At 41.5% G+C, this 12,524-nt stretch carries 10 protein-coding genes; 6 read left to right on the top strand and 4 right to left on the bottom strand.

All coding sequences use genetic code 11. The features are described from left to right. The first annotated feature begins 43 nt into the window (after window positions 1–43). The 4 genes from ACOZ9X_RS15580 to ACOZ9X_RS15565 are packed head-to-tail and all read left to right on the top strand — an operon-like array spanning window position 44 to window position 3,696. Entirely contained in the window at window positions 44–862 is an 819-nt protein-coding gene (locus ACOZ9X_RS15580; RefSeq protein ID WP_423418997.1) for an ABC transporter permease subunit, read from the top strand. Continuing rightward, window positions 859–1,779 (top strand): hypothetical protein, encoded by a 921-nt coding sequence (locus ACOZ9X_RS15575; RefSeq protein ID WP_423418996.1) that lies wholly within the window; start codon window positions 859–861, stop codon window positions 1,777–1,779. Before ACOZ9X_RS15580 ends, ACOZ9X_RS15575 begins: the two co-directional genes overlap by 4 nt. Window positions 1,780–1,793: 14 nt before the next feature. Beyond that, window positions 1,794–2,774 carry an ABC transporter ATP-binding protein gene (locus ACOZ9X_RS15570; RefSeq protein WP_423418995.1) on the top strand — a complete coding sequence of 327 codons (981 nt, stop codon included), beginning with the start codon at window positions 1,794–1,796 and terminating at the stop codon, window positions 2,772–2,774. Then, the gene (locus tag ACOZ9X_RS15565) at window positions 2,767–3,696 is read left to right on the top strand and encodes an ABC transporter ATP-binding protein (RefSeq protein WP_423418994.1); all 930 of its coding nucleotides are present in this window, start codon (window positions 2,767–2,769) and stop codon (window positions 3,694–3,696) included. Before ACOZ9X_RS15570 ends, ACOZ9X_RS15565 begins: the two co-directional genes overlap by 8 nt. A 50-nt stretch (window positions 3,697–3,746) precedes the next feature. Here the strand turns inward: ACOZ9X_RS15565 and ACOZ9X_RS15560 are convergent, their stop codons facing one another. Continuing rightward, on the bottom strand, window positions 3,747–4,241 hold the full coding sequence (locus ACOZ9X_RS15560; RefSeq protein ID WP_423418993.1) for a hypothetical protein: 495 nt from the start codon (window positions 4,239–4,241) through the stop codon (window positions 3,747–3,749). Between the two features lie 102 nt (window positions 4,242–4,343). Here ACOZ9X_RS15560 and ACOZ9X_RS15555 point away from each other — a divergent pair, with 102 nt between their 5' ends. Further along, window positions 4,344–5,306: a hypothetical protein gene (locus ACOZ9X_RS15555; protein WP_423418992.1), complete on the top strand. Its 963-nt coding sequence runs from the start codon at window positions 4,344–4,346 to the stop codon at window positions 5,304–5,306. A 74-nt stretch (window positions 5,307–5,380) separates the two neighbouring features. Here the strand turns inward: ACOZ9X_RS15555 and ACOZ9X_RS15550 are convergent, their stop codons facing one another. Continuing rightward, window positions 5,381–8,464 carry an efflux RND transporter permease subunit gene (locus ACOZ9X_RS15550; RefSeq protein WP_423418991.1) on the bottom strand — a complete coding sequence of 1,028 codons (3,084 nt, stop codon included), beginning with the start codon at window positions 8,462–8,464 and terminating at the stop codon, window positions 5,381–5,383. Between the two features lie 93 nt (window positions 8,465–8,557). Here ACOZ9X_RS15550 and ACOZ9X_RS15545 point away from each other — a divergent pair, with 93 nt between their 5' ends. After that, on the top strand, window positions 8,558–9,394 hold the full coding sequence (locus ACOZ9X_RS15545) for a TetR/AcrR family transcriptional regulator (protein WP_423418990.1): 837 nt from the start codon (window positions 8,558–8,560) through the stop codon (window positions 9,392–9,394). A 228-nt stretch (window positions 9,395–9,622) separates the two neighbouring features. On the opposite strand, the gene gatB is transcribed toward ACOZ9X_RS15545, so the two are convergent. After that, window positions 9,623–11,053, bottom strand: a complete 1,431-nt coding sequence (gene gatB / locus ACOZ9X_RS15540; RefSeq protein WP_423418989.1) for an Asp-tRNA(Asn)/Glu-tRNA(Gln) amidotransferase subunit GatB — start codon at window positions 11,051–11,053, stop codon at window positions 9,623–9,625. Between the two features lie 12 nt (window positions 11,054–11,065). Then, window positions 11,066–12,523 (bottom strand): Asp-tRNA(Asn)/Glu-tRNA(Gln) amidotransferase subunit GatA, encoded by a 1,458-nt coding sequence (gene gatA / locus ACOZ9X_RS15535; RefSeq protein WP_423418988.1) that lies wholly within the window; start codon window positions 12,521–12,523, stop codon window positions 11,066–11,068. Window position 12,524: the final 1 nt, after the last annotated feature.

Below are 12,524 nucleotides of genomic sequence, written 5' to 3'. Positions count from 1 at the left end.
TACAGATTATTCTGTCAACTACAGCTGCAAAAGAGGTGTATATATGAACTTTTCATTTACGAGTTATCTGAAGAGGCTTCGGTCGATCTTAATCGGCGTCTTAATTATCAGCTTCCTACCTTCTATCTTTTTTGGCATCGCACCACTGCAAAGCATGAAGCTTTGGGAGTACACTATCGAGAATCGAAAATATAGTCTTTTCCCTAATATCTTTGATAAGTTCTTTTACTCGATGACGATTTTCTTTACAGCATTGCTCCTAGGTCTTTTAGTAGCGTTATTGCTGACTTTCTTAGCAACACTGCTTCCAAGACCATTAAAACGCGCTGTCTACGGCTTTTTAACATTATTAGAATCTTTACCAGATCTTTTTATCGTTATCGCGTTACAAGTCTCAGCAGTATATATCTTTAAGAAGACTGGATTATTGATCGCGAACGTTTCTGGTGTGTACGACAATCGCATCTACTTTTTTCCAATTCTAACACTATCTGTCCTGCCAACGATTCAACTCTTTAAGATTACCTTTCTACTAATGAAAGAAGAACAAAACAAACCATACATAACCGTAGCACGAGCAATGGGACTCGGAAACCTCTACATCACGCTCAATCATGTGTTCCGTAATATCATGACCAGTCTCTTTCAATATTCCAAGACCATCTTTGTTTTTATGCTTTCGAACCTATTCATTTTAGAATACGTCTTTAACTTGAACGGAATCATGACCATCATGCTGAACACGCAAGGTGTTTCATTTATCATAACGGTCTTGTTTATCGCGATTCCTTTCTCTTTTCTGTTTGAGGTCATGGAATCATACCGCGGAGGCTTAAACGTTCAAAAGGAGGATGCAGCATGATCGTTCGATTGCTTAAACAGCCACAGTTCTTAATCGGATTTCTATTTATCGTGAGTTTAATTTTATTAAGCTTTATTTATCCATCTCTCATGGATGTTCAAAAGGAATCTAAGTTTCTATATGACGAGAATGAAGTCATCGTTGGTGTAGCTCCTTTCTCACCAAAAGATATGCCTCCATTTGGAACGGATATGAACGGAAAGCACTTATTATATCTTATTTTAGAGGGCGCAAAGTATACGATCCTCATCACTTTAGTCATTGCATTTCTTAGGATTTTCTTTGCCCTTTTCTTTTCCTTGTTTCATAGAAAATCGAAGAGTACATTCTTTGACGATATCGTACAAGCTACCCTCTATATTCCAACAGCGATCTTAGCTTATATGTTCATGGTTCCGCTCTTTGTAAAAGACGCTACTGAACCGATGGGCATGATGACTCTTATTGTCGTGCAGTGTTTGATACTCGTTGGTATTGGAGTGCCACCATTAGTATCAACGTTTTCTGAAGAAATACGCTCCATCCTAGCAAAAGACTATATCGTCAGTACATTTTCATTAGGATCAAAAAAACCGTATGTCTATTACAAGCATGTCCTGCCTGAACTCAGCTCTAAACTGTTGCTCCTGTTTGCTCAGCAAGCGATTCAAACACTGATTCTGTTAGCGCACTTAGGTGTTCTTGCCGTTTTTATCGGTGGATCTAAAACAGTAATGATGGGCGATATCTTTAACTTAACGCCCGCGACCATTTCATTAAGCGGCGAATGGGCAGGAATCATCGGCCAGTCGTATCAGAAGCTCTTAACGGCTCCATGGATTATTTTAGTACCGCTATCTTTCTTTGCTTTTACAATATTCTCGATCAATCTCATGATACAAGGTATACAGAACAGCCTCGAATCCAACAAATCATAAGTGAGGTGTGAAACATGTCTAGCAGGCTTTTAGAAATCAACAATCTTAACATATCGTTTGGCAGTGGGAAGAACGTGTTTAACGCGGTTACAGATATAAGTCTCTCCGTTAGTAAAGGACAGACTGCCGCTCTTATCGGCGAATCGGGTTCTGGAAAAAGTATCACTTCCTTATCTGTCCTAAAACTTCTACCAGCTAACGGGCGAGCAGAATCAGGCTCTATCCGTTTTGACGATAAAGAAATTTTGCAGATGACGGAAAAAGAGATGCAAAAAATACGAGGCAACGAGATTTCCATGATCTTTCAGGATGCAATCGCCTCACTGAATCCAGCAATGAAGGTGGGTGTTCAGATTACAGAAGGCTTGAAATATCATAAACAGATGCCGAAATCAGAGCTTAGAACAGTTGCGCTCTCCCTTCTCGAACAAGTAGGATTTCATAATCCAGCACACATTTATGACCAATATCCTTCTCAGCTGTCAGGAGGCATGAAGCAACGTATCTTAATCGCAATGGCCATCTCCTGTAGACCTAAACTAATTATTGCGGATGAACCAACGACCGCGTTAGACGTAACAATACAAAGGCAGGTATTGGACTTGATCGCTGATTATAAAATACGTGAAGATGCTTCTGTTTTAATGATCACACATGATTTTGGTGTTGTAGCAGAATATGCAGACTGGGTGTATGTCATGTTCGGAGGAAGAATCGTAGAATCAGGAGATGTGTTTACGATCTTTAATAATCCGATCCACCCTTATACAAAAGGCTTGATCGGTTGCATTCCAAGTTTGGAGAGCGACGGCGAGCGGCTAAAAAGCGTTTACGATTATTCGTTTGAAGAAGCAGGCTACAAGGGAAGAAAATTCGCGCCAGAGACTTATTCTATGGAAAGCAAAGTCTATTATGCCCCGTCCTCTCTTATTGAAGTGGAACCAGGTCATTATGTACGTCTTTTTGATGAGAGCGAGGTGACGATCGTTGGATAAACAGCTAATTAACATCCAAAACCTTTCAAAGTATTTTGTGACGAAATCAGGAATCCATAAAGCGATCGATGGAATCACACTCGATATTTATAAGGGCGAAACGTTAGGGATCGTTGGAGAATCTGGTTCTGGTAAGACGACTCTTGGAAGAACGATCATGCGATTATATGAACCTGAGCACGGAAACATCACGTTTGATGGTCTGGACATCACACATATGCCCGAAAAAAAATTGCGGCCGTACCGTAAAGAGTTTCAAATGATCTTTCAAAATCCTTATGAGTCACTCAGCCCTCGTTTAACGGTCGGGGAAATTTTAGAAGAGCCGCTTGTTATTCAGAAGATGTTAAGTAAAGAAGAACGTACGAAGAAAGCTTACAGTCTATTAGAAAAAGTCGGATTACCAAAGACTTCTTATCTAAAAAAAATCCATGAATTTTCGGGTGGGCAGCGTCAGAGGATCGGAATTGCTCGTGCATTGATGCTAGATCCTAAGTTTATTATTGCAGATGAACCTGTCTCGGCACTCGATGTATCTGTTCAAGCGCAAGTGCTGAATCTATTAAAAGATCTTCAGACCGAACTAGATCTAACCTGTTTGTTTATCTCACATGATCTTGGCGTTGTTCATTATATGAGTGACCGTGTAGCCGTGATGTACCTTGGCCATCTGATCGAATTGGCACCAAAAGATGAATTGTACCGAAATCCGATCCACCCTTATACGAAATCTCTTTTATCATCCATTCCGATTGCAGATCCTGAGCGTCGAAATGCATACAGAGAACCTATCATTATGCCAGAGAAACCGCTCTATCCCCCACAGTTGATCCATGTTGGAAACGAGCATTACGTATCTGCGAACATGATTAATATTAAAGAGTTTGAGATTGAGAATGATAGAAACCTAATCCGTAATTGAGCGAATGAAAAGAGACTGTCCACCGGGCAATCTCTTTTTTATCCAAATTATCATTTTCGCAAAATCACAAACATACTCACACACATTGCCCCTATAGTAAAAATAAATGCAATGATCACTCCGATCCATGCCATGAATAGGTCGTCTCCTGGATAAGCGGGTTCAAGTGTTGCATAATACCAAAGAATCCATCCTAAGAAAAGAAGAAAAAATGAGCTCCCGAAGAACACCATCTTCACTTTATCCTTCCATGATCCCCTCCACACTTCAGAAAAAATTACCCAAGTAAAGAGACTGAGTGATATACACATTAACAATCCTAGCACAGCCCCATAAGGCAGAAAGAAGAGAATCACAAAAGCTAGTGCGAATAATGCAGCGTTCGCAGCAAATAGAGCCATACCCGCTTGCCAATAATTAGTACTTAAAGAATGACCCTTTAATTTATGAGAAATGTTTCTTACCACACCTACAGAAGCGAAATCCCTTTGTCTCATGATGAGAATTAACGTAAAAACAATTCCTGCCAACAATAAAACTGTCAAAAACACACCCACTTTTTTACAATATTTTTATCTTATATTATCATTAAAGTAGAGAACTAGAATATAGCTATTTGGTAGGAGACGTAAAAGGAGGCGCCATTGATGTTTGAACTATTTTTATTATTTTTTGCTATTGCCGTAATTGCTCCCCTTGTTATTAAATTCACGACTAAACCGAATTATCAAAAGGTGGCAGAAAAAACTGAACTTCCTCCGAACTTGGGGATCCGTGAAGATTTACATTTACAAAAAAGTATAAGAAATATGGAGAGAGCTCTCCCTCGTGAATTCAAAGAAAAAATTAAACGCAGATATCTTTCAGAACACCCGAAGGCAACAGAAGCCTATTTTGAGGTTGTATATTATGAGCTTCAACGCTTCTTTATCATGTGTTCACTCTTAAATAATGTACCGATGTTTAGTAAAAAGGTGGATGATATCTGGCACGAGATGCTGATGTATACGAAGGAGTATGAAAAATTTTCTGCTGAACTATGCGGTGAGCACATTCATCATGCTCCGAATGATGTTGTAGAACCCGATCCCCATGGGAGAGCGTGGTTTGATCTTTTGTACGCAAAGCTTTTTACTTTTACTGATTTTACACATATCGCCTGGGGTAGTTTCTTTCAAAACCCACTTCACAAAGGATTTATACAGGAGCTAAACGCACTATCTATCGATGAGTTAAACAAGAAATACTTTAGAGAAACAGCAGATAAAGAAACTGTTACAGCTCTGCTTACGAAAATTAAAGGAGATATAAAGCGAGTATCCCATAATAAAAATCCTTATAAAGGATTAAAAGTAACACCACATTCCATAGACAGTGCACCAATCTTAGCTGGCGCGATGCTCTATTATTCCTATCATCATTACGAAGACTATGATATGCACATGGCGAAATTAAGTCCCGCTTCTAACTATTACTCAGGCAACACAACCGCTTGTGGAAGTGGTTGTGGCAACCATCGTGACGACAATGGCGGACATGACAGCAGCTGCAGCAGTGATAGTGGGAGCAGCTGTGGAAGCAGTTGCGGCAGTGGATGCGGAAGTAGTTAAAGCCTAACATTATACTTTAAATAAAAGCAAAAGCCCTGCAAGTGACTCAACATCACTTTTGCAGGGCTTTCTCCTTAATTCTCTTCTACTTCTTTACGATTCTTTTTAAAGATTTTGGATAAGACTTCATACACGATTGGCACGATAATCAGGGTCAATAATGTAGAACTTGCTAATCCACCAATTACGGTAACGCCAAGGCCTTTCGAGATCAGTCCGCCACCTCCTGAGCCGACTGCTAACGGAATCAACGCTCCGATTGTTGCAATAGCTGTCATCAGGATTGGACGAAGACGCGTTGCGCCCGCCTCTAGAATCGCTTCACGCATACTCATTCCTTCACGTTCCATGTGAATGATGCGGTCTACGAGTACGATAGCATTTGTTACAACAATACCGATCAACATCAACAGACCCATCATAACCGATACAGAGATGGTTTCACCCGCGATCAATAGACCAACAAATGAACCAATAACGGCAAACGGAAGCGAGAATAGAATCGCAAATGGTGCGACACCTTCACGGAATGTTACGACAAGAATGAAATACACAATTGCAATTGCCGCAAGCATGGCAGCTCCAAGCTGCGTAAAGGTTTCGGTCATATCTGCCTGAACACCTGCAACTCCAACGGTTACTCCTTTTGGCATATCCAAATTGTCGATGTCTTTTTGAACTTCGGAAGTTGCTTTGGACATATCATCGCCGATCGCCTTACCTGAAACGGTAGCATAATATTCCCCTTTACTTCGGGCAAGGGTATTAAGCGTTGTTCCTTTTTCGACCGTAACAATCTCAGATAACGGCATTGTCGTGCCTAGAGCTGTCGGTACTTGTCTTGCTAAAATATCATCCACTGATTTAGGTTGTTTCGTTTGCTCCTGCTGAACAATGACATCAAGTGTATCTCCGTCTTTTTCGATCGTCGTTAAGACATCATCCGCTTTCAACGGATTCAGCATCATCACGATCTGACCTGTTGTTAGTCCATATTTCAGAATCTCATTTTGATCGACGTTAAACGTATGCTCAACGAACGCATCCTTCGCGCTTGAAGTAACATCCTCTAACTGGTCGTTCTTCTTCATGGCGTCTTCTGCCATCTTTACCGCTTTATTGAGTTTATTCAAATCTTCACTGTAGAACGTATAGCTGACTTCATTTTCAGCTCCCGTTGAGGCAGCGAAGTTCTGACTCTTCCATTCGCCTGATTGACCAAGGTCAGCGACATAGTCTTCTATTTCATCTCGCACTTCTGGGAAGTTCTCCATTTCGGGATCAAAGATGAGGTACATGAGTGCCCCCCCTTCTCCACCACCGGCCATAGCCATCATCGGATCTGCGTTATCTGAAACAGAAATTTGAACGATATCAATATAATCTCGTTTTAGCATCTTTTCTTCTAATGCTTCAACGTTTTTCAGTGTTTCTTCTTTAAGCTCCCCGGCTTTTGGTGTGTATGTTAAGTACATCACTTTATCTTCTTCACTGCCCATGAAGCTGAAACCGATGATAGGCGTTAAAGCTAAACTTCCTGCAAGTAAAAGGACGGCCAAGATAGAAGTGATAATTTTATGATTAAGAGATTTATTAAGAATCCCTTTATACCATTTTGATAATTTACCAGTTTCCTTATGGCTGCTTTCTGTCTTTTCGCCATACAGCTTTTTTCTGAACAAAAAGTGTGATAATGCAGGAACAATGGTAATCGCCACAATCAGTGAGGCACCAAGCGCAAACGTCATCGTTAACGCGAACGGCGCGAACAGTTCGCCTACCATACCACCCACAAAGATAAGCGGAGCGAACACCGCGACTGTTACCAGGGTTGATGACAGGATTGGCTTGAACATCTCAATGGTTGCTTCTCGTATTAACGCACGTCCGTTTAATTTTTCTTCTCTCAAATGCAATCGTCGATAAATATTTTCTACGACAACGATAGAGTCATCGATTACACGGCCGATCGCAACCGTAATCGCCCCTAGCGTCATGATGTTCAGTGTGATTTCCATCCAGTTAAGCAGCACTAACGCCATGAAGATCGAAACTGGAATAGAGATGATCGAAATAATCGTCGATTTAAAATCACGAAGGAACAGCAAGATGATTAATACAGCAATCAAGCCGCCAAATAATGCTTTTTCAATCATCGTTGCTACTGAATCTTCTATCGGCTTTCCTTGGTCGAGTGACACATCAATAACAAGACCATCTACTTTGGATTTCTCTTCTTTAATCAGCTCTTTTACACCATTCACAACATCAACCGTGTTGGCTTGCTGTTCTTTCACGATCTGAATAGCGATCGCTTCATCTCCGTTTGTTCGAGATACGGATTCTACTTTACCAACCGTCTTAATATCAGCAATATCACTAAGTTTTACAAACGGTGTTGGGTTTGTTGCAGATGGTGTTACCGGAATCATCATGTTCTTCAGTTCATCTGAAGTCATGAACTTCCCATCAACCGCAACGGCTTCTTCCCCTTTTTCAAACTCATACAGTCCTAATGAAACAGCCATGTTGCTTGCTTGAATCATTTCTTTTACTTTATCTTCTGTTAGATCATACTGTTTTAACTTCTCTTTTTTATATGTAAGATCTACCTCTTCGATATGCTGACCCGTAATTTTGGCGGATGCCACACCATCGATCTTCTCGATCTTAGGAAGAATAATCTCTTCAACCGTTGAAGTTAATTCAACGATATCCTCTTTCGTACTACTTACACTTAATGCAGCAACTGGCATCATGTTCATGCTGATCGCTGTCACAGTCGGCTCCTCAGCCGTTTCTGGCAATTCAACTGCATCCAGTGCAGATTGGAGCTCACGCTTTGCCTCGTCCATGTCTATCCCGTATTCGTATTCCACTTGAAGATTAGACATATTCGAATAAGAATTTGAATAAACGGCTTTAACATCTTCAAGCCCTTCTACCGCTTTCTCGATCGGCATCGACACATCTTCCATTACTTTCTCTGGAGTAGCTCCAGGATAAACGTCCATCACCATCAAGTATGGAATTGAAACATCAGGAATCGTTTCCATATTCATGCGTGTTCCTGAATAAATACCTGAGACTGTTATAATAATGGTAAGCAGCCATACAGCTAATTTATTCATCAAGACAAGATTAACTAAACCTTTCATTCATCCACCAACCCCTAATTGACTTATCCAACTCAATTATTTATACTAATGACTGATTGGTCATTTGTCAATGAATTACTTAGGAGCGATACAATGAGTAAGAAACAATTAATTATGGAAAGTGCCTTAGAACTTTTTGCACAGCAAGGGTTTGACTCCACATCAGTCCAACAGATCACAGAACACGCCGGCATCTCAAAAGGTGCATTCTATTTATCTTTTAAATCAAAAGACGAACTGATCAACGGTCTAATCGACCACTTTATGCTGAGTCTGATCTCAGATATTGACCAAGTAGTCAAAAATCATGAAACGGATGCTAATCTTTTATACGAATTCTACCAAGCTGCGTTTCATTCTTTTCAAAAGCATTCTGATTTTGCCAAGATCTTTATAAAAGAACAATCAAAAACACCAAATGAAGAGCTGATTTCCAAGATTCATCAGTACGATAAACTCATTGATAATATCATTTTAGGTATGTTAGACCGCATATATGGTAAAGGAATCTTACAGACTCGTTATGATTTGATTTATTGTGTAAAAGGCTTCATTCATACGTATTCACACCTGATCCTGTTCTTTGATGTTCCACTAGATCTTCATACATTGAGTCGCTCGCTCGCAGAGAAAACAGCACTGCTTGCCAAGCATTCAGAAACGACGTTTATCACAGAAGAGCTTTACCATACGATTAATGAGCCCTTCCATGTTCATGTAACAAAAGAACAGCTGCTCAAATTGATGGAGCAAAAGATAGAGGAAGTGGAAGATGCGACGCTAGAAGAGTCATTGATCCTTCTGAAACAGCAGATGATTGAGCCGAGTCTCAGTCCTACAATCGTAAAAGGGTTGATCTTAAACCTGAATAATCATCCAGCATGTAAGCAGATTGCTTATTTGATTCAGGATTCTCTGAATAATGAGTGAAACAAAAAAATCCTCCCGAAGTAACAGGAGGATTTTTTTGTTTTAGACTTTCTTCGTTGCAAGTTGATTGGAGTGGCGGTGCGAGACTCCTGGGGGAACAGCGGGACAGGTGAGACTCTTGATAGCGCAGAGCGCTGAGAGGCTCACCGCACGCCTCCGGAAAGGGAGGACCTGGAACGGAAATCAACCATCCTCATAATCAACAGAGCAAACCAAAACAAGTCTTATTTATCTTTTTTTCAGTTCTTCCACAATCAGCTTGTTTACAAGTGGAGGGTTTGCTTTCCCTTTTGTTTCTTTCATCACTTGCCCAACAAGGAATCCGACTGCTTTTTCTTTTCCGTCTTTATAATCCGCAACAGATTGCTCGTTCGCATCGAGGATCTTCACGACGATCTCTCGGATCGCTCCTTCGTCTGAGATCTGCACGAGACCTTTTTCTTTCACGATTTTCTCTGCGTCTCCACCGTTCTCGATCAACTCTTTGAAGACCGTCTTCGCGATCTTGTTAGAGATCGTTCCGTCTGCGATCAGCTTGATCATGCCAGCAAGACCTTCAGCTGTTAATGCCGTTTGATCGAGCTCTTTATTTTCGTTGTTTAAATAAGCACTCACTTCACCCATGATCCAATTAGAAGCTTGCTTCGCATCTGCACCTGCTGTGATTGTCGCTTCAAAGAAATCAGCCATCTCTTTTGTCATCGTTAATACTTTTGCATCATATTCAGGTAATCCGAAGTCACCCACATAACGCTTTTGACGAGCATCCGGAAGCTCCGGAATGTCAGATTTCACACGATCCATCCACTCTTCATCGATAAAAATGGAAACGAGGTCAGGCTCAGGGAAGTAACGATAGTCGTCAGATCCTTCTTTTACACGCATGAGGATCGTCGTTTTCGTCGCTTCATCATATCGGCGGGTCTCTTGAAGGATCTCTCCTCCAGCTGAAACTACTTCACGCTGGCGCTTCTCTTCATGCTCTAACCCTTTTTGTACGAAAGCAAACGAGTTCAAGTTCTTAAGCTCTGCTTTTGTTCCGAACTTCTCTTGTCCAACCGGACGGATCGAAATGTTAGCGTCACAGCGCAACGAACCTTCTTCCATCTTACAGTCAGATACACCTGTATATTGAATGATCGCTTTAAGCTTTTCTAAATACGCGTAAGCTTCTTCCGGCGTACGAATATCCGGCTCAGATACGATTTCAACAAGCGGCGTTCCTTGACGGTTTAAATCGACAAGCGATCCGTCTGCCGTATGCGTCAGCTTACCCGCATCCTCTTCCATATGGATACGCGTGATGCCGATTTTCTTCTTATTGCCGCCCACTTCGATCTCGATCCAGCCATTTTCACCGATCGGCTTATCAAACTGTGACACTTGATAAGCTTTCGGGTTGTCCGGATAAAAATAGTTCTTGCGGTCAAATTTTGTTTCTCTATTGATTTCACAGTTTAGTGCAAGTGCAGCACGCATTGAAAAATCTACAGCTTGATGGTTCACAACAGGCAACACACCTGGATGTCCTAAGCAGATCGGACACACATTCGTGTTCGGCGGTGCACCAAAGTTTGTAGAACAGCCGCAGAAAATCTTAGTGTTCGTTTTTAATTCAACGTGTACTTCTAATCCAATTATCGTTTCAAATTCGCTCATTTTCTGCACCCCCTACAGCTTCGGCTTTTCTGTGTGATGATCTGTTGCTTGTTCAAACGCATGTGCTACGCGATAAATCGTGCTCTCGTCAAAATGCTTACCGATGATCTGAAGTCCGATCGGCAGTCCATCTGAAAATCCACAAGGTACAGATATCGCAGGCACACCAGCTAAGTTAACCGGAATCGTTAGAATATCGTTCATGTACATCGTTAACGGATCTTTCGTCATCGATCCACATTTAAACGATGCAGATGGCGTTGTCGGTCCGATGATTACATCGTATTTTTCAAAAATGTTCGTAAAGTCTTCTTTAATCAGCGTACGAACTTTTTGTGCTTTTTTATAATAAGCATCGTAGTATCCAGAGCTTAACGCGAACGTTCCAAGCATGATGCGGCGTTTTACTTCCTCACCAAATCCTTCGCTTCTAGACTGCTTGTACATCTCGATCAGGTTCTCGCTGTTATCTGAACGCAGTCCGTAACGAACACCATCAAAGCGTGAAAGGTTAGCAGAAGCTTCCGATGATGACAGCAAGTAGTACGTTGCAAGCGCATAACGAGAGTGCGGCAGAGATACTTCCTCCCATGTTGCTCCAAGTCCTTCAAGTACTTTTAGAGCATCCATCACGCGCTCTTTTACGCCTGGCTCGACACCTTCACCTAGGTATTCTTTTGGAACCGCAATCTTCAATCCTTTTACATCACCTGTAAAAGAAGTTAGGTAATCAGGGATATCCACTTTTGCAGATGTAGAATCCATCGGGTCGTTCCCTGCAATGGCTTGCAGCAAGTATGCGTTGTCTTCGACGTTACGCGTTACAGGACCGATCTGGTCGAGTGAAGACGCAAACGCGACTAAGCCGTAACGAGAAACAAGTCCGTACGTCGGCTTCAATCCAACAACACCACAGAAAGCAGCAGGCTGACGAATCGAGCCACCTGTATCAGAGCCTAGTGAGAAAAGAACTTCTCCCGCTGATACGGATGCTGCAGACGCACCGGATGAACCTCCTGGTACACAAGAAAGGTCCCACGGGTTGTGAGTCGGGTGGAATCCGGAGTTCTCGTTTGATGAGCCCATCGCAAATTCATCCATGTTCAATTTTCCGATCGTGATTGTGTCCGCTTGATTCAAGCGTTCTACAACGGTTGCATCATAGATCGGTTCAAAGTTTTCTAAAATACGAGACGCACAAGTTGTACGAATCCCTTTTGTTACGATGTTGTCTTTGATTCCGATCGGCATACCAAAGAGCAGTCCTCTGTCAGCACCGGAAACGAGCTTTTCATCTAATTGTTTAGCCTTGATTCGGCTGTATTCTTCATTAAGTGTTAAAAACGCTTTTACTTTACCATCTACTTGATGAATGCGGTCAAACGTCGCCTCCACAATGTCAGTTACACTCAATTCTTTTGTATGTAATAACTGATGCAGTTCTGAGATCTTTTTATCTAAAATCGACATA

The sequence above is a fragment of the Fictibacillus nanhaiensis genome (assembly GCF_049537595.1).
Taxonomy (GTDB): Bacteria; Bacillota; Bacilli; order Bacillales; family Fictibacillaceae; genus Fictibacillus; species Fictibacillus nanhaiensis_F.
Note: the sequence above shows the minus strand (reverse complement) of the source record. Positions and strands in the feature narration are given on the sequence as shown.

What these genes read in the sequence shown, in the direction of transcription:
- ACOZ9X_RS15550 (WP_423418991.1), bottom strand. Translation starts at nt 8,464, where the DNA reads ATGAAAGGTTTAGTTAATCTTGTCTTGATGAATAAATTAGCTGTATGG.
- gatA (WP_423418988.1), bottom strand. Translation starts at nt 12,523, where the DNA reads ATGTCGATTTTAGATAAAAAGATCTCAGAACTGCATCAGTTATTACAT.
- ACOZ9X_RS15570 (WP_423418995.1), top strand. Translation starts at nt 1,794, where the DNA reads ATGTCTAGCAGGCTTTTAGAAATCAACAATCTTAACATATCGTTTGGC.
- ACOZ9X_RS15545 (WP_423418990.1), top strand. Translation starts at nt 8,558, where the DNA reads ATGAGTAAGAAACAATTAATTATGGAAAGTGCCTTAGAACTTTTTGCA.
- ACOZ9X_RS15575 (WP_423418996.1), top strand. Translation starts at nt 859, where the DNA reads ATGATCGTTCGATTGCTTAAACAGCCACAGTTCTTAATCGGATTTCTA.
- gatB (WP_423418989.1), bottom strand. Translation starts at nt 11,053, where the DNA reads ATGAGCGAATTTGAAACGATAATTGGATTAGAAGTACACGTTGAATTA.
- ACOZ9X_RS15580 (WP_423418997.1), top strand. Translation starts at nt 44, where the DNA reads ATGAACTTTTCATTTACGAGTTATCTGAAGAGGCTTCGGTCGATCTTA.
- ACOZ9X_RS15555 (WP_423418992.1), top strand. Translation starts at nt 4,344, where the DNA reads ATGTTTGAACTATTTTTATTATTTTTTGCTATTGCCGTAATTGCTCCC.